Here is a 17,366-nt window from a genome sequence, read left to right on the forward strand (position 1 = left end):
TGATCTGGCCGAAGAGCAGCCGAGCATGGGCTCGGCTCTACAGTGTCCCTTTACCAATCGATGGTGCCGGTGATGACGGTCTGCACCTGGCCGCCCGACCAGACCTCGCCGTCCTCGTCGACCAGCAGCGTCAGGCGCGCATCGTGGCCGACTTCGCGGCCCTGGCTGACTTCGAACGGTGCACGGCCACGCGGCAGGGCGCCGCGCAGGTCCAGCCACGCGGCCAGCACCGCATTGGCCGCACCGGAGGCGGCGTCCTCGAAGCGGCGTCCATTGCCGACGAAGGCACGTACGGCCAGGTCGAAACCCTCGCTGCCATCGCTGAAGGCATAGGCGAACACGCCCATGCTGTCGGTGGTCTCGGCCAGTGCGGCCACCGCATCCCAGTCCGGCTGCAGCGCGCGCAATGCGGCCTCGTCGGCCACCTGCACGACCCACCAGCTCCGCCCGCCCTGCATGCGTGCCGGCGGCAGCGAGCCCAATGGCCAGTCCTTCAGTGCGGCCTGCAGGCGCGGATCGGTGGCCTCGGCAGTTTCGGCCAGCTGCGCGCGCGGGGTACGGATGGCGATGCGCTGCTGCGTACCCTCACCGCTGACGCGCAGCGGCAGGGCGCCGGCAATGCCGTCCTGCACCAGCACGCCATCGATCGGTGTGGCCAGGCCTGCCTGCAGCACCGCATGCGCCGTGCCGACGCTGGGGTGGCCGGCGAACGGCACTTCCTTCTGCGGGCTGAACATGCGCAGCCGGTAGCTGGCACCGGGTGCCTGCGGTGGAAACACGAAGGTGGTTTCGGGCAGTCGCGTCCAGCGGGCGATGGCCTGCATGCTGGCATCGTCCAGGCCCTCGGCATCGAGTACCACGGCCAGCGGGTTACCGGCGCCGGCGCGCGGGGAGAACACATCCAGCTGCAGGAAACGGCGGGTGGTCATAGGGGGCAAACTCCGTAGAACGAGAGGGGTACGGTAGCGCCGGGCCATGCCCGGCGTCCGTGTGCGGCGTTCGCCGGGCGTGGCCCGACGCTACCAATGGATGCTGCCGTCGATCACGCACTGCACCTGGCCGCCGATCCACACCGTGCCCTGCGCGTCGACCTGCACCTGCACGCGGCCATCGCGGCCCACTTCGCGGCCCTGGCTGGCCACGTAGCGGCCTTCGCGGCCGGGCAGGGCATCGCGCTGCCGCAGCCAGGCGCCGATCAGCGCATTGGCGCTGCCGGTCACCGGGTCTTCGGGTACGGCGGCCGCGTCAGCGGGGCAGAAGGCGCGCACCACGCGGGCGTGGTCGTCGCCGGGCTCGTCGGCGAACACGGCCAGGCCAGTAGCGTCGGTGGCCAGGCTCCAGTCGCGCAGGGCCGCCATGTCTGGCGCCAGTCCGCGCACGGCGGCGGCGTCGCGCAGCGGCAGCAGCCACCAGCGTGCACCGTTGTCCCACAGTTCGGGCACGTGCCCGTTGGCCGCCAGCGCCAGCAGCGTCTCCGGCGCGGCGTCCACCCTCGTGTCCAGTTGCCGTGCCGGTGGGCTGGCCAGCTGGATCTGCAGTGCCTCGGCCGGACCGCTCACCCGTACCGGCAGCAACCCCGCCGCGCATTGCTGCAGCAGGGCGCCGTCGCGCGGTTGCGCCAAGCCACAGCTCACCGCGGCCCAGGCGGCGCCGACGCTGGGGTGGCCAGCAAATGCCAGCTCGCGGGTCGGGGTGAAGATGCGGATGTGGTAGTCGGCACCCGGCGCGCTGGGGCGCAGGAAGAACACCGTCTCGGACAGATTCAGCCAGGCGGCCAGGGCCTGCATCTGGCGGCTGGAGAGCCCGTCGGCGTCCAGGATGACGCCCAGTGGGTTGCCGGTGCCGGGGCGGGCGGCGAAGACATCGAGCTGCAGGTAACGGAGGACGGCCATCTACGGGGATATTGCGCTTAGAATCAAAGGTTCCGCCCCCGAGGGCGGCTTCCCCACATTCTACATAGCCAATCCATGTCAGCTTCCCCCCTTGTCGATCGTTGGATCGTACTGAAGTTCGGCGGCACCTCGGTGTCGCGTCGTCATCGCTGGGACACGATCGGGAAGCTGGCGAAAAAACGTGCGGAAGAGACCGGCTCGCGCGTGCTGGTAGTGGTGTCGGCGCTGTCCGGGGTCACCAACGAACTGACCGCGATCGCCGATGGCGCGCCGGACAGCCGTGATCGCGTGGCGGCGCTGGTCGAGCGCCACGAGGGCTTCCTGGTTGAACTGGGCCTGGGCCGCGAAGTGCTGGCCGAGCGCCTGGCGGCGCTGCAGGGCCTGCTGGACGACGCGCGTGCGGCCACCCGTCCGCTGGACTGGCAGGCCGACGTGCTGGGCCAGGGCGAGCTGTTGTCCTCCACCCTGGGCGCGGCCTACCTGCACGCCTCGGGCCTGGACATGGGCTGGATGGATGCCCGCCAGTGGCTGGATGCGATGCCGCCGCAGCCGAACCAGAGCGACTGGTCGCAGCGCCTGTCGGTGAACTGCCAGTGGCGTGCCGATGCGGAGTGGATGCAGCGCTTCCGCGCGCAGCCGACCCGCCTGCTGATCACCCAGGGCTTCATCTCGCGGCATGCCGATGGCGGCACCGCCATCCTCGGCCGTGGTGGCTCGGATACCTCGGCGGCGTACTTCGGTGCGCTGCTCGGCGCCAGCCGCGTGGAGATCTGGACCGACGTGCCGGGCATGTTCAGCGCCAACCCGAAGGACGTGCCGGACGCGCGCCTGCTGACCCGCCTGGACTATTACGAAGCACAGGAAATCGCCACGACCGGCGCCAAGGTGCTGCACCCGCGCTCGATCAAGCCGTGCCGCGATGCCGGCGTGCCGATGGCCATCCTCGACACCGAGCGCCCGGAACTGCCGGGCACCAGCATCGACGGCAGCGCCGCGCCGGTGCCGGGGGTGAAGGCGATCAGCCGCCGCAACGGCATCGTGCTGGTGTCGATGGAAGGCATCGGCATGTGGCAGCAGGTCGGCTTCCTGGCTGATGTGTTCAACCTGTTCAAGAAGCACGGGCTTTCGGTGGACCTGATCGGTTCGGCCGAGACCAACGTCACCGTGTCGCTGGACCCGTCCGAGAACCTGGTCAACACCGATGTGCTGGCCGCGCTGTCGGCCGACCTGTCGCAGATCTGCAAGGTGAAGGTGATCGTGCCGTGCGCGGCGATCACCCTGGTCGGCCGTGGCATGCGCTCGCTGCTGCACAAGCTGTCGGACGTGTGGGCCACCTTCGGCCGCGAGCGCGTACACATGATCTCGCAGTCGTCCAACGACCTGAACCTGACCTTCGTCATCGACGAAGCCGATGCCGATGGCCTGTTGCCGGTGCTGCACGCCGAGCTGATCGACAGCGGTGCGATGCCGGTGGAAGAGACCGAGGTGTTCGGCCCGCGCTGGCGCGAAATCGCCGGCACCGTGCGCCCGCGTGGCACGCCGTGGTGGCGGGGCCAGCGTGCCCACCTGTTGCAGCTGGCTGATGCCGGTACGCCGCGCTACGTCTACCACCTGCCGACGGTGCGCGCCCGCGCCCGCGCGCTGGCCGCGATCAAGCCGATCGACCAGCGCTACTACGCGATCAAGGCCAACAGCCACCCGGCCATCCTGCAGCTGCTGGAAGCCGAAGGTTTCGGCCTGGAGTGCGTGTCGCACGGCGAGCTGAAGCATGTGTTCCAGTACCTGCCGGAACTGTCGCCCAAGCGTGTGCTGTTCACCCCCAGCTTCTGCCCGCGCAGCGAGTACGAGGCGGCGTTCGCGCTGGGCGTGACCGTGACCGTCGACAACGTCGAAGCGCTGCAGCGCTGGCCGGACCTGTTCCGCAACCGCGAGCTGTGGCTGCGTGTCGACCTGGGCCGTGGCGAAGGCCACCACGCCAAGGTCCGCACCGGCGGCAAGGAGTCCAAGTTCGGCCTGCCGATCGCCCGCGTCGACGAGTTCGTGCGCGCGGCCACCGACCTGGGCAGCCGCGTGGTCGGCCTGCATGCGCACCTGGGCAGTGGCGTGGAGACCGCGCAGCACTGGCGCCTGATGTGCGATGAGCTGGCCGGTTTCGCCCGCCGCATCGGCAGCGTGCAGACCATCGACATCGGTGGCGGACTGCCGATTCCGTACAGCGACGAAGACGAGCCGTTTGACCTGGACGCCTGGGCCGAGGGCCTGGCCGAGGTCAAGGCACTCCATCCGGCATTCCGCCTGGCGATCGAGCCGGGCCGCTACCTGGTGGCCGAGTCCGGCGTGTTGCTGACCCATGTCACCCAGGTGGTGGAAAAGGAGGGCGTGCGCCGCGTCGGCCTGGATGCCGGCATGAATGCACTGATGCGCCCGGCGCTGTACGACGCCTGGCACGACATCGAGAACCTCAGCCGCCAGGGCGGTTATGCCGAAGCGGCGTTCGATGTGGTCGGCCCGATCTGCGAATCCAGCGATGTGTTCGGCAAGCGCCGCAAGCTGCCGGTGTCGACCGCGCCGGATGACGTGATGCTGATCGCCGATGCCGGCGCCTACGGCTATTCGATGGCCAACACCTACAACCAGCGGATGCTGCCGCGCGAAGACGTGATCGAATGATCGCCGCGCGCGCCCTGCACCCGCCCACCGACACGCCCCGCGCCCTCGTGCGGGCCCGTGCCTGACCGGATACACCATGACTGCTTTCGACAAACACCAGGTTTCCCGCTTCCGCTTCGTCCGCTGCGAATTCGCTGCGGAAACCGGCGTGGCCAAGCTGGTCTACGCCTTCGATGACGGCCCGGAGATGGTGGAAACCATCACCGTGCCGGGCGCCCCGTTCGTGCTTGACGAGGCGCGTACCGCCGCCGTGCAGCGCGCGCTGCAGCTGCTGCACCTGATCGCCGGTGTCAGCTACTACAAGGCGGGCGTGCCGGAGACGGTCAGCATCGACAGCTACGCCATCGATGCCGATACCGCAGCGCTGGTGGAGACGGTCTACCTCAACGGTCTGGGCGAATTCGCCTACCGCAACGGCCTGAACCTGCGCGGGCGCTTCCGCCTGCCGGTGCAGGGCGAAGCGGTGCAGGCGCCGGTGCTGGGGCTGCAGGCGCACGCGCTGGTGGCCATCGGCGGCGGCAAGGATTCGCTGGTCAGCATCGAAGCGCTGCGCCGCGCCGGCGTGGACGAGACGGTGACCTGGATCGGCGGATCGCAGCTGATCCGTGCCTGTGCCGAACGCACCGGCCTGCCGACGCTCAACCTGGGCCGCGCGCTGGCACCGGAACTGTTCGAGCTCAACCGCCAGGGCGCGTGGAACGGGCATATCCCGGTTACCGCGGTGAACTCGGCAATCATGGTGCTGGCCGCGCTGTTGCAGGGTGTGGATCAGGTGGTGTTCTCCAACGAGCGTTCGGCCAGCTACGGCAGCCAGATTCCGGGCACCGGCGAAGTGAACCACCAGTGGTCCAAGGGCTGGGCGTTCGAGCAGGCGTTCGGCAGCCACGTGCAGAAGCACGTCGCGGCAGACCTGCAGTACTACTCGCTGCTGCGCCCGATGTCGGAGCTGGCGGTGGCCCGCCAGTTCGCCAAGACCGATTTCTACGACGCGCATTTCTCCAGCTGCAACCGCAACTTCCACATCCTCGGCGAGCGCCCGGTGAACCGCTGGTGCGGCGTCTGCCCGAAGTGCCACTTCGTGTTCCTGGCGCTGGCCCCGTTCATGCCGAAGACGCGCCTGGTGCGCATCTTCGGCCGCAATCTGCTGGACGATGCCGAACAGGCCGGTGGCTTCGACGCGCTGCTGGAATTCCAGGACCACAAGCCGTTCGAGTGCGTGGGCGAGGGCCGCGAATCGCGTGCAGCGATGGCGACCTTGGCGCAGCGCCCGGAGTGGAAGGAAGATGTGCTGGTGAAGCGCTTCTGCAACGAGATCCAGCCGCAGCTGGATGCCGCCGAACTGGAACTGGCGCCGCTGCTGCAGCTGCAGGGCGAGCACCGCGTTCCGGCTGCGCTGTGGGAACGGGTGCGTGAAGATTTCGAAGCTTGAGGGAAAGCGCGTTGCGCTGTGGGGCTGGGGCCGCGAGGGTCGCGCCGCGTTTGCGGTACTACGCGCGCGCCTGCCAACGCTTGGCCTGAGCCTGTTCTGCCCGGCCGCTGAAGCCGAAGCCGCGCGTGCGGAAACGCAGGGCGCGCTGGACGTGCGTGGCGAACCCTCGGCCGAAGCGCTGGCCGCGTTCGACGTGGTGATCAAGTCGCCCGGCATCAGCCCTTACCAGCCGATCGCGCTGGCGGCGGCAGAGCAGGGCACCACCTTCATCGGCGGCACCGCGTTGTGGTTTGCCGAACACGCGGCCGACGACGGCATCGTGCACGACACCGTGTGCGTGACCGGTACCAAGGGCAAGAGCACCACCACCGCCTTGGTCGCGCACCTGCTGCGTGCCGCCGGTCATCGTACCGGCCTGGTCGGCAACATCGGCCTGCCGCTGCTGGAAGTGCTGGATCCGCAGCCGGCACCCGAGTATTGGGCGGTGGAACTGTCCAGTTACCAGACCGGTGAAGTGGCGCGCAGTGGCGCTCATCCGCAGGTGGCGGTGGTACTGAACCTGTTCCCCGAACACCTGGACTGGCACGGCAGCGAACAACGTTACATCGAAGACAAGCTGCGGCTGGTGACTGAAGCTGCGCCGCGCATCGCCGTGCTCAATGCCGCCGATCCGCACCTGGCGGCACTGTCGCTGCCCGATAGTGAGGTGGTCTGGTTCAACCAGCCGCAGGGCTGGCACATGCGCGGCGACATCGTGCATCGCGGCGGGCAGGCGGTGTTCGATACCCGCAATACGCCGCTGCCGGGGCGCCACAACCGCGGCAACCTGTGCGCGGTGCTGGCCGCGCTGGAGGCGCTGGGCCTGGATGCGGTGGCGCTGGCGCCAGCCGTGCAGGATTTCCGGCCGCTTCCGAACCGCCTGCAGCGCATTGGCGAGGCCGATGGCGTGACCTACGTCAATGATTCGATCAGCACCACGCCGCACGCCAGCCTGGCTGCGCTGGAATGCTTCGCCGGGCAGCGCATCGCGCTGCTGGTGGGCGGGCATGACCGCGGCCTGGACTGGACCGATTTCATGCAGCACATGGCGCACGACGTGCCGCCGGTGGAGATTGTGACCATGGGCAGCAACGGCCCGCGCATCCACGCGATGCTGCAGCCGCTGGCCGATGCCGGCCGCTTCGGCCTGCACGCCGCCGGCGACCTGCCCGAGGCGATGGCGCTTGCACGCGCGGCGCTGGGTGCGCAGGGCGGGGTGGTGCTGCTGTCGCCGGGCGCGCCCAGTTTTGGTGCCTACCGCGATTACGTGGCGCGTGGTCGCCATTTCGCCGAACTGGCCGGATTCGACCCGGACAGCATCAGCGCGATTCCCGGGCTGGGTATCGCTTGAAGGTAGTGCCGGCCGCTGGCCGGCAACCTCCGTAGACATTCATCCACGCATGGCGTGGATCTACTGCAGGGCCGAGCCCACGCCCGTCGCCGTTTGTAGAGCCGAGCCCATGCTCGGCTGGGTTTCAATCGTCGTCCTGATCGATGAACGCGTAATCGCCATCGATCAGCTGCTGCAGGTACGCATCGAAGCTCGGTGCGATCACCGCGTAGCTGTCCGGATCGTGCAGGTAGCGCACCACCTGGCCGACGGTGCCGCCCGGTGCCGGATCGAAATCCAGATACAGCATCGAGGTGCCACCGTTGTTCATGCAGTGCGAGAAACACAGCCGGCGGCTCATCGGCAGATCCGCATCGATGCCCTCGCCGAGAATCTCCGGTTCGTCATCCAGCCACTCTTCGTAGATGGAACGGATGCTGTCGTCCCACCGCTGCTGGTCCTCGAAGATCTGCGCGACCGATCGCAGGTAGTACGGATAGCCGCCGTCCTCGACATCCGAGCCGAGCATCAGCACGCAGACCTTGCCCGCGGGGTACTCCCGGTAGTGGGTGCCATCCACGCGCGACAGCAGCTCCACCAGGCTGCCCGGCACCTGCGGCCACTGCACACGCAGGCGCTGCAGGTCTTCGGCGCTGGCGCCCTGGACATGTGCCCACTGCGGGGCATCCTCGGCAGGCAAACGCGGGATCAGGCCAGACAGAAAGCGATCAACAAGATTCATGCGAAAAAAGGGGACGGAGGGGATTAAGTCGTATCCAACCACACCTGCGTCACGCCGCCAATGCAGAATGCGACGCGGGAGGGGCGATTACGGCTTAATCCCCTCCGTCCCCTTTTTCTTGCGGAGCAGGCGCATGAATCGTTGGCGATACGGTGTGGCGATGATCCTGGGGCTGGCGGCGATGCCGGCGTGGGCGGCGATGAAGACGCAGCCGGTGGAATGGAAACACCAGGGCACGACCTTCAGTGGCGTGCTGGTCTATGACGACGGCGAGCATGACAAGCGCCCTGGCCTGGTGATGGTGCCGAACTGGAAGGGCGTGAACGAATCGGCCATCGAGAAGGCCAAGCAGCTGGCCGGTGACGACTACGTGGTGCTGGTGGCCGATGTCTACGGCAAGGGCGTGCGGCCGAAGACCGATGCCGAGGCCGGGCCGGTGGCGACCAAGCTGCGCAACGACCGGCCGTTGCTGCGTGCCCGCGCGCTGGAGGCGGTGAACGTGCTCAAGGCGCAGGCCGGCAAGGTGCCGCTGGATGCCAGCCGGATCGGCGCGGTGGGCTTCTGCTTTGGCGGCACCACGGTGCTGGAACTGGCTCGCGCCGGTGCGCCATTGGCCGGTGTGGTCAGCCTGCATGGGGGGCTGGGTTCGCCGCTGCCGGCGCAGGCCGGTGGCACGCACCCGTCGGTACTGGTGCTCAATGGTGCCGATGACAAGAGCGTGACCGCCGAAGACATCGCCGGTTTCCAGAAGGAAATGAACGCGGCCAAGGTCGATTGGGAGTTCACCAACTACAGTGGTGCGGTGCACTGCTTTGCCGAGCGCGATGCCAACAGTCCGCCGGGCTGCCAGTACAACGAACGGGCGGCCAAGCGCGCATGGAAGGCGCTGGATGAGTTCTTCGAGGAGCGGTTCCGGTAAACAAAGGCGTGCCGACCAAGGTTGGCACCCACCGATGTTCCAGTGCCGACCAAGGTTGGCACCCACCGATGTGCCAGTGCCGACCAAGGTTGGCACCCACCCATGTTCCAGTGCCGACCAATGGTCGGCATCCACCCACAGCCACGGTAGGTGCCGACCGTTGGTCGGCACACCTCAACCGATCAATGCGAGCGCTGCACCGCGTAGCGGGCCAGGCCGCGCAGGGCGGCGACCGCGTCGTTGTCGCCCAGGCCATCGAGCGCGCGCTCGGCGGCTTCGGCGTATTCCTCCGCACGCGCGCGGCTGTACTCCAGGCCGCCGGTGGCGCGGATCGCGGCCAGCACTTCCGGCATCGCCGAGGCATCGCCGTCCTGCACGATGGTGCGCAGGCGCTCACGGGTGGCGTCGTCGGAATGGGCCATCGCGTGGATCAGCGGCAGCGTCGCCTTGCCTTCGGCCAGATCATCGCCCAGGTTCTTGCCCAGCTCGTCGGCGTTGGCCGAGTAGTCCAGCACGTCGTCGGCGATCTGGAACGCGTAGCCCAGGTGCATGCCGTAGTCGAACAGGGCCTGTTGCTTGGCTTCGTCCACGCCACTGGCCAGCGCGCCCAGGCGGGTGCCGGCGGCGAACAGCACCGCGGTCTTGCGCTCGATCACGCGGAGGTACGCGGCTTCGTCGGTATCGGGGTTGTGCACGTGCAGCAGCTGCAGCACCTCACCCTCGGCGATGCGGTTGGTGGCATCGGCCAGGATCTGCATCACCGACATGCGCTCCAGCTCGACCATCAGCTGGAAGCTGCGCGAGTACAGGAAGTCGCCGACCAGCACGCTCGGCGCGTTGCCCCACAGCGCGTTGGCGGTGCTGCGGCCACGCCGCAGGCTGGATTCGTCCACCACGTCGTCGTGCAGCAGGGTGGAGGTATGGATGAATTCGATGATCGCCGCCAGCTGGTGGTGGTCCGCGCCGACGTTGCCGACCGCGCGGCCGGCCAGCATCACCAGCATCGGGCGCAGGCGCTTGCCGCCGGCGGAAATGATGTGATCGGCGATCTGGTTGATCAGCACGACGTCCGAGGACAGCCGGCGCCGGATCAGGGCGTCGACGGCGGCCATGTCGGCCGCAGCAAGCGACTGGATCTGGGGCAGGCCCAGGGCGGGACGGGTGTCTTCGGTGATGGTCATGCGATCAGGCTTTCAGGCTCACCACTGATTATAGGCGCTGGCCGTGAATTCGGGCGCAAACCGGGCGGGCCGGCGTCCGCGGCCCGGCCACGGCTGCCGCCTGCGTGAATACGTATGCAGGTTGCGCCATGCCCGGGAGGCCACCGCTAAGCTTGCCGGAACAGGATTTCGGCCCGCTTCCGGCGGGCGCTGCATGCCCGGAGGGGGGCTGTCGATGTCGCACTATCCATGGTGGCGCGGAGCCGTCATCTACCAGATCTATCCGCGCAGCTACCTCGATGCCAACGGCGACGGGGTGGGCGACCTGCCGGGCATCATCCAGCGCCTGGACCACATCGCCGCGCTGGGCGTGGACGCAATCTGGATCTCGCCGTTCTTCAAGTCGCCCATGGCCGACTTCGGCTACGACATCGCCGACTACCGCGACGTCGACCCGCTGTTCGGCAGCCTGGACGACTTCGACCGGCTGCTGGCCAAGGCCCACGGCCTGGGCCTGAAGGTGATGATCGACCAGGTGCTGAGCCATACCTCGATCGAGCACGCCTGGTTCCGCGAGAGCCGCCAGGACCGCAGCAATCCGAAGGCCGACTGGTACGTGTGGGCCGATCCGCGCGAGGACGGCACCCCGCCCAACAACTGGCTGTCGCTGTTCGGCGGCGGCGCCTGGCAGTGGGAGCCGCGCCGTGAGCAGTACTACCTGCACAACTTCCTGGTCGACCAGCCGGACCTGAACTTCCACCACCCGGACGTGCAGCAGGCCACCCTGGACAACGTGCGCTTCTGGCTGGACCGCGGCGTGGACGGCTTCCGCCTGGACGCCATCAATTTCTGCTTCCACGACGCGCAGCTGCGCGGCAACCCGCCAAAGCCCGCCGACAAGCGCGTGGGCCGCGGCTTCAGCCCGGACAACCCGTACGCGTACCAGTACCACTACTACAACAACACCCAGCCGGAGAACCTGCCCTTCCTGGAGCGCCTGCGCGCGCTGCTGGACGAGTACCCGGGCGCGGTGAGCCTGGGCGAGATCTCCTCGGAGGACTCGCTGGCCACCACCGCCGAGTACACCCGGGACGGCCGCCTGCACATGGGCTACAGCTTCGAACTGCTGGTGGACGACTACAGCGCGGCCTACATCCGCGACACGGTCTCCCGCCTGGAAGCGGCGATGACCGAAGGCTGGCCATGCTGGGCGGTTTCGAATCACGACGTGGAGCGGGCGGTCAGCCGTTGGGGCGGGCACCCGGCCGACCCGCGGCTGGCGCGGATGCTGGTGGCGCTGCTGTGCTCGCTGCGCGGCTCGGTGTGCCTGTACCAGGGCGAGGAGCTGGGCCTGGCCGAGGCCGAGGTGCCGTTCGAGGCCCTGCAGGACCCCTACGGCATCACCTTCTGGCCGAACTTCAAGGGCCGTGATGGCTGCCGCACGCCGATGCCGTGGACCGATGCGCCGCTGGCCGGTTTCACTTCCGGCCAGCCGTGGCTGCCGATCCCGGCCGAGCACCGCGCCGCGGCCGTGGCGGTGCAGGAGCGCGACCCGGACTCGGTCCTGGCCGCGTTCCGGGGGTTCCTGGCCTGGCGGCATAGCCAGCCGGCGCTCCTGCATGGCAGCATCCGATTCATCGAAAGTGCCGAGCCAGTGCTGCTGTTCGAGCGTATGCTTGCAGATGAAACCCTCCTGCTGGCCTTCAACCTGTCGGCCGAGGCGGTGAGCCATCCGCTGCCGCCGGGCAACTGGCAGCAGGTGACGGTACCGGGCCCGGATGCGGGCACGGTGCAGGGCAATGAACTCCAGCTGCCGCCGCGCGCGGTGTATTGCGCCCGACGCAGCTGACCGTTTTCTCCGGTGGCGGTACTTGCGGGGACGGGGCCGAAGCGCCCCGTCCCTTTTTTGTGGGTGGGCCTGGCCGACCAACGGCCGGCATCCGCGCAGAAGAAAACCCGCTGCCTGCGCAGCGGGTTTCCGGTCCTGCTCCCCATGTGTTGCCGGCCAGCGGCCGGCACTACCCGGTCGTGATCAGAACTTGTAGTTCACGCCCAGCATGTAGGTGCGGCCCCACTCGATGTACTCCAGCGGGCGGTCCTTGCTGCCGGCATAGGTGCGGTACGGCTCGTTGGTCAGGTTGCTGCCCTGCAGCAGCAGGGTCAGCCCGCGCAGGCTGCTGCTGTCGCTGAAGGTGTAGCTGACCTGTGCATCGGTTACGTTCTCGCCTACCACGTAACGCAGCGTGCGGTTGCCGTTGAAGTTGCCGATCTCACCAATGAAGTCCGAGCGGCGGCGCTGGCTCACGCGTGCTTCAAAGCCACTGCGCTCGTAGTAGGCGGTGAAGTTGTAGACACGCTTGGACAGGCCGGGAAGGCTGATCGGGTCACTGCCCACGCTGGAGGCGCTTTCCGGATCCAGGATGGTGATGTCGCTCTTGTTGAAGGTCGCGCTGGCCTGCACGCCGAAGCCACGCAGGCTGTCGGTCAGCATCTCCAGCGGGAACGACCCGGTCAGTTCCAGCCCCTTCAACGTGCCGCCCTTGCCGTTCTGCGGCGTGGAGAAGGTACCGGTGGTCAGCACCGGTGCGGTCATGCCCGGCGGCGGCACGTAATTGCCCAGCAGGCCGCTGAAGTCATAGTTGTCCACCGACTGCGTGTAGACGTAGCTCTTCAGGTCCTTGTAGAAGATCGCCGCAGCCACGTAGGCCTTCTCGCCGAAGTACTTCTCATAGGACAGGTCCAGCGCGGTCGCGCGCCACGGATCCAGCAGCGGATTGCCGCCGCTGCCACCGGGGCGGCCGTTGTTGGTATCCACACCGAACTCCAGGCCGGCACGCATCTGGTCCACGCGCGGGCGCGCGACCTGCTTGGCGGCGGCGAAGCGCAGCGTCTGCTGGTGCGGGAACATGAACACCAGGTTCAAGCTCGGCAGCCAATCCTTGTAGGTCTTGCCGGCAGAGAAGGGCTGGATGTTGCTGCCCACCGGCTGCGAGCTGTCCCAGTAGCGCGAATCCGAGCTCTGGTCGGTGTGCTGCATCTGCACGCCGATATTGCCGCGTACGCCGACCACGCCGATGTCGGTGTTGATGTTCAGGCGTGCCCACGCGGTGGTGATCTTCTCCTCGACCGTCCACGACTTGGGAATCAGGTAGTCCAGATTGTCGACCGGGTTGAAGGTCATGTAGCGACCCACCGCTGCCGGCACGTTCCACGACGGGATGTAGCCGATGCCGGCGAAGCCGAGGTTGACCGGGCGGTACTGCAGGTCCGGGGCGATGGTGGATTCGCCTTGGGCGCCGAGCAGGATGTTGCCTTCGGCCTGGGCCTTCTGCTTGCGGCGGTCGGCATAGTTCACGCCCACGTCCACATCCGAGAACCAGCTGGACATGGCCTCGGGAACCGGCAGCGTCGCCGCCAGCTTGGCGCCCTTCAAGCGGTCTTCAACTTCCGGCACCTTGCCGTAGCCGGAACCATAGATCGTATTGGTCAGGAACAGGCTGTCCGGTAGTCGCGCCCCGGCGTGATCTGCGAGAAGCTGTTGTTGTTCACCACCAGGCCGATCGTGTCGAACTGCGGGCGCGGCACCAGCTGCAGGTTGTTTTCCAGGTTGATCTCGCGGCGGGTTGCCTTCGAGTAGTTCAGGTCGGCGACCAGTTTCACACCGCCGACGTTGAACTCGTTGTTCCAGCCGAACGCGTCGATCTTGTCCTTGCGCTTGTTGTACATGCCGCGGACCAGCGGGTACGCATTGCTGATCGTGCCACCGGTGAAGCTGCCATCGGCATTGCGGCCGACATTGCTGAACACCGGCAGGATCGCGTTGGGATTGTTGCTGTCCTCGCCATTGCCACTAAGGCTCAGCTCGAACTGGTTGGCGGTGTCGATCTGCTCGGCTTCGGTGTGGAACGCGTCGAAGGTGCTGGTCCAGCTGTTGCTTGGGCGGAACTGGATCGTCGCCATCACGCCGTCGCGCTTGTTGTTGCCGGTACGGCGCAGCGCCTTGATGCCATCGGTGAAGTAGGTGCCTGGCGCGATTCCGCGACGCTCGCCCTTGTCGGTGTGTTCGGTGGTCCAGGGCTCGTAGAGGCCGACCTGGTTCTCCTGGATCGGCATGTCGCTGTGCGCGTAACCGATGGCGATGCCCAGGGTGTTGTCGAAGAACTGGTCGATGTAGCTGGCACTGAAGCGGTTGCCATACGGATCGATGTTGGCGGCGCGGCCCAGGGAGCTCTTCTGGTAGCGGCCGCTGACCGCGATCACGCGCTCGCCGAAGCTGAGCGGGCGTGCGGTCTGCATGTCGATGGTGCCCGACAGGCCCTGGCCGACCAGAGCCGCGTCCGGGGTCTTGTAGACAGTCACGCCGTTGACCAGCTCGGATGGGTACTGGTCGAACTCGACGCCGCGGTTGTCGCCGGTGCTGACCACTTCACGGCCATTGAGCAGGGTGGTGGCGAAGTCGGGTGACAGGCCGCGCACGCTGATCACCTGCGCACGGCCGGCAACGCGCTGGGCGGCCAGGCCGGGAAGGCGCGAGATGGATTCGGCGATGCTGACGTCGGGCAGCTTGCCGATGTCTTCGGCGGAAATCGCCTCGACCACCGAGGTGGCGTCCTGCTTGATCGCGATCGCGTTTTCGATGCCGCGGCGGATGCCGGTGACCTGCACCGTATCCAGGTTGGTGGCGGCGGTGGCGGCCGGCGTGGTGGTGCTCTGCGTGGACTGTGCAGACGCCAGCGTCGGCGCCAGGACAACGGCCAGCGCGATGCTCAGCGCGCTGCGCTTGTGGTTCAACATTTTCCCCTCCCAGGCAATGTTGCAGATCGATTCGTGAACGTCCCGGAGTGACCGTGGACGTGCGACGCGGTGGCCGCTGTCGTCGCCGCTATGGTAGGCAGCGCGTTCTTCGCGGGAATCACCCTGCATACGTATTCAATGCCGTTTGCAGGGGTGTAATCGCTTTCAGGTGCATCGTTCTGTAGAGCCGAGCCCATGCTCGGCTGCGTTCCGGTGCTGCGCACCGCCGCCCGAGCGTGGTCTCGGGCGCTACAGCGGCGCGCAGGCAGGAAGACGTTCAACGGATAGGCGTGAAGCGAATGGCCTGTCCACCGCCCGGTGCCAGCACCAGCGTCAGGGCATCGGCGCTGGTCACCTCCCGGGTTTCTCGTGCGAACGCGAACGGGTTGCTGCGGAAATCAGCGCCGTCACCATCGCGGTAGATCTCGGCGCGATAGCGCACGCCCGGCTCCAGGAAGCCCAGCGATACCGGCAGCATGCGGCCGTGCTCATCGGTGATGCTGCCGAGGAACCAGTCACGGCTGTTGCGGTCGCGGCGTACGATCGTCACGTAGTCGCCCACCTCGCCATCGAGCACGCGGCTCTGCTCCCAGTCCACCGCCACGTCTTCGATGAAGCGGAACGCCTCGCGATGCTGCAGGTAGTGCTCGGGCAGGTCGGCGGCCATCTGGATCGGGCTGTACAGCACCACGTACAGCGCCAGCTGGCGCGCCAGCGTGCTGGGAATGGCCTGGCCGTGGCGGCCCTTCAGGCTGAGGATGCCGGGGGTGTAATCCATCGGCCCGGCCAGCATCCGGGTGAACACCAGGTTGACCTCGTGCTCCGGCGGGTTCGGCGGCTGGCCCCAGGCGTTGTACTCCATGCCGCGTGCGCCTTCGCGCGAGATCCAGTTGGGGTAGGTGCGGCGCAGGCCGGTGTCCTTGATCGGCTCATGCGGGTTCACCGACAGATGGCGGCGCGCCGCTTCCTGCACCACCTTCAGATGGTGGCGGGCCATGAACTGCCCGTCATGCCACTCACGCCACAGCGGGCCACCGGCCGGATTGCGGCGGTCGACCTGGCCGTCGTCGCAGACGTAGCCGGTCTTGAACTGGTCCACCCCCAGCCGTGCGTACAGGTCCAGCGCGGCGCCCAACTGATCCTCGTAGTGCTCGATGGCACAGCCGGTTTCGTGGTGGCCGATCAGGTGCACGCCCTTTTTCAGGCCATACGCCGACAGCGCTTCGATATCGAAATCGGGCGTGGCGCGGGTGAAATCAAAGTTGTAGCCATTACCCACCCACATGCCGTCCCAGCCCGGATTCCAGCCTTCCACCAGCACGCCGCGGAAGCCGTGCGCAGCAGCGAAGTCGATCACCTTCTTCGTCTTGGCGGTGGTGGCCGCATGCTTCGGCCCGGTCGCCCAGCTCTCGTTGTCCAGGTGCATCGACCACCACACCCCGAGGTACTTGGCGGGCTTCACCCAGCTCACGTCGCCCAGTGCGTTGGGCTCGTTGAGGTTGAGGATCAGGTCTGACTCGACCAGCCCGCCTGCGCGGTCAGCAATCTGCAGCGTGCGCCAGGGTGTGGCGAAGGGCAGCGCGCGGCTGACCTTCCAGCCTTCGGCCGAGGGCGAGAGCTGCGCGCGCAGGCGCTGGCCCTCGGTGCGGCGCAGCCACATGCCGGCGTAGTCCACCAGCGCAGCCTCGTGGATCGCCACGTGCAGGCCATCGCGGCTGCGCAGGGTCATCGGCGTATGCACCTGCGGCACTTCGCGCAGCGGGGTACGCTGGTACAGGTACTCGTAATGGATCGGTTCGCCGGCGGGAATCCACCAGGCGGTGGAATCCTGTGCGATGGCAAACTCGGTCAGCTCGTCATCGATGATCGCTTCGCGCAGGTTCGGCTGCTCGGGGAACACGTAGCGGAAGCCGAGGCCGTCGTCGTAGACGCGGAACACCACATCCAGCCGCCGCTTGCTGCCCGTGGTCTCGGCCAGCTGCACGGTCAGCTCGTTGAAGTGGTTGCGGGTGACCCGGCGCTCGCCCCACGGCTGCTCCCAACTGTCGTCGACGCTGCGCCGCTGCTGGCCGAGCAGGGCGAAATCGCGGTCCAGGCGGCCATCGCGCAGGGCGAAGCCGAGCTTCGAATCCTCCACCACGGGCTCGCCGAAACGCTCGACGCGGTAGCGTGCGGTGCCGCCGTCCAGCACCAGGCTGACCTTCAGCACCTTGCCGGGTGATTCGATGCTGGCGACCTGTGGCGCGACCTGTGGCGCGGCCTGTGCCAGCGTGGCCCAGGCCAGCAGGGCCAGGCCGAGCAGGTGCGCGATTGCCGCGCGTACAGCAGTGGGTGACATCGGCAGTTCCCCTCCCAAGGCGCCGTTGGCAGACCCGGACCATAAGCCAGCGC

At 67.6% G+C, this 17,366-nt stretch carries 10 protein-coding genes and 1 pseudogene; 5 read left to right on the forward strand and 6 right to left on the reverse strand.

Annotation, left to right across the window (positions count from 1 at the left end):
• Nucleotides 1-50: 50 nt before the first annotated feature.
• Nucleotides 51-929 (reverse strand): PhzF family phenazine biosynthesis protein, encoded by an 879-nt coding sequence (locus M1L61_RS05640; RefSeq protein WP_010483535.1) that lies wholly within the window; start codon nt 927-929, stop codon nt 51-53.
• Nucleotides 930-1,019: 90 nt separating this feature from the next.
• Entirely contained in the window at nt 1,020-1,892 is an 873-nt protein-coding gene (locus M1L61_RS05645; protein ID WP_010483533.1) for a PhzF family phenazine biosynthesis protein, read from the reverse strand.
• 75 nt (nt 1,893-1,967) lie between these two features.
• Between M1L61_RS05645 and M1L61_RS05650 the strand changes: the two genes are divergently transcribed.
• The 3 genes from M1L61_RS05650 (at nt 1,968) to murD (ending at nt 7,381) form a co-directional block, all read left to right on the forward strand.
• Nucleotides 1,968-4,562 carry a bifunctional aspartate kinase/diaminopimelate decarboxylase gene (locus M1L61_RS05650; RefSeq protein WP_010483531.1) on the forward strand — a complete coding sequence of 865 codons (2,595 nt, stop codon included), beginning with the start codon at nt 1,968-1,970 and terminating at the stop codon, nt 4,560-4,562.
• 76 nt (nt 4,563-4,638) lie between these two features.
• Nucleotides 4,639-5,991, forward strand: a complete 1,353-nt coding sequence (gene murL / locus M1L61_RS05655; protein WP_010483529.1) for a UDP-N-acetyl-alpha-D-muramoyl-L-alanyl-L-glutamate epimerase — start codon at nt 4,639-4,641, stop codon at nt 5,989-5,991.
• Nucleotides 5,972-7,381 (forward strand): UDP-N-acetylmuramoyl-L-alanine--D-glutamate ligase, encoded by a 1,410-nt coding sequence (gene murD / locus M1L61_RS05660; RefSeq protein WP_248854425.1) that lies wholly within the window; start codon nt 5,972-5,974, stop codon nt 7,379-7,381. The genes murL and murD overlap by 20 nt, the downstream gene beginning before the upstream one ends.
• 124 nt (nt 7,382-7,505) lie before the next feature.
• Here murD and M1L61_RS05665 read toward each other — a convergent pair whose 3' ends face one another.
• A complete protein-coding gene (locus M1L61_RS05665; RefSeq protein WP_197653846.1) occupies nt 7,506-8,102 on the reverse strand; it encodes an SMI1/KNR4 family protein in 597 nt (198 codons plus the stop codon).
• A 133-nt stretch (nt 8,103-8,235) separates the two neighbouring features.
• Between M1L61_RS05665 and M1L61_RS05670 the strand changes: the two genes are divergently transcribed.
• Nucleotides 8,236-9,021, forward strand: coding sequence for a dienelactone hydrolase family protein (locus tag M1L61_RS05670; protein WP_248854426.1), 786 nt, complete (start codon nt 8,236-8,238; stop codon nt 9,019-9,021).
• A 182-nt stretch (nt 9,022-9,203) separates the two neighbouring features.
• On the opposite strand, the gene M1L61_RS05675 is transcribed toward M1L61_RS05670, so the two are convergent.
• Complete coding sequence (locus M1L61_RS05675; protein WP_248854427.1) at nt 9,204-10,202, reverse strand: polyprenyl synthetase family protein; 999 nt, start codon at nt 10,200-10,202, stop codon at nt 9,204-9,206.
• A gap of 214 nt (nt 10,203-10,416) precedes the next feature.
• Here M1L61_RS05675 and M1L61_RS05680 point away from each other — a divergent pair, with 214 nt between their 5' ends.
• Nucleotides 10,417-12,030 carry an alpha-glucosidase family protein gene (locus tag M1L61_RS05680; RefSeq protein WP_248854428.1) on the forward strand — a complete coding sequence of 538 codons (1,614 nt, stop codon included), beginning with the start codon at nt 10,417-10,419 and terminating at the stop codon, nt 12,028-12,030.
• Nucleotides 12,031-12,213: 183 nt separating this feature from the next.
• Here M1L61_RS05680 and M1L61_RS05685 read toward each other — a convergent pair.
• Nucleotides 12,214-14,975 (reverse strand): annotated as a pseudogene (locus M1L61_RS05685) (TonB-dependent receptor).
• A 277-nt stretch (nt 14,976-15,252) separates the two neighbouring features.
• On the reverse strand, nt 15,253-17,319 hold the full coding sequence (locus tag M1L61_RS05690) for a glycoside hydrolase family 97 protein (RefSeq protein ID WP_248854765.1): 2,067 nt from the start codon (nt 17,317-17,319) through the stop codon (nt 15,253-15,255).
• Between the last annotated feature and the right edge of the window lie 47 nt (nt 17,320-17,366).

Source organism: Stenotrophomonas sp. NY11291, from assembly GCF_023277365.1.
GTDB classification, from domain to species: domain Bacteria; phylum Pseudomonadota; class Gammaproteobacteria; order Xanthomonadales; family Xanthomonadaceae; genus Stenotrophomonas; species Stenotrophomonas geniculata.

Coding starts and splice junctions, on each gene's coding strand:
- M1L61_RS05640 (WP_010483535.1), bottom strand. CDS start 929: ATGACCACCCGCCGTTTCCTGCAGCTGGATGTGTTCTCCCCGCGCGCC.
- M1L61_RS05645 (WP_010483533.1), bottom strand. CDS start 1,892: ATGGCCGTCCTCCGTTACCTGCAGCTCGATGTCTTCGCCGCCCGCCCC.
- M1L61_RS05650 (WP_010483531.1), top strand. CDS start 1,968: ATGTCAGCTTCCCCCCTTGTCGATCGTTGGATCGTACTGAAGTTCGGC.
- murL (WP_010483529.1), top strand. CDS start 4,639: ATGACTGCTTTCGACAAACACCAGGTTTCCCGCTTCCGCTTCGTCCGC.
- M1L61_RS05665 (WP_197653846.1), bottom strand. CDS start 8,102: ATGAATCTTGTTGATCGCTTTCTGTCTGGCCTGATCCCGCGTTTGCCT.
- M1L61_RS05670 (WP_248854426.1), top strand. CDS start 8,236: ATGAATCGTTGGCGATACGGTGTGGCGATGATCCTGGGGCTGGCGGCG.
- M1L61_RS05675 (WP_248854427.1), bottom strand. CDS start 10,202: ATGACCATCACCGAAGACACCCGTCCCGCCCTGGGCCTGCCCCAGATC.
- M1L61_RS05680 (WP_248854428.1), top strand. CDS start 10,417: ATGTCGCACTATCCATGGTGGCGCGGAGCCGTCATCTACCAGATCTAT.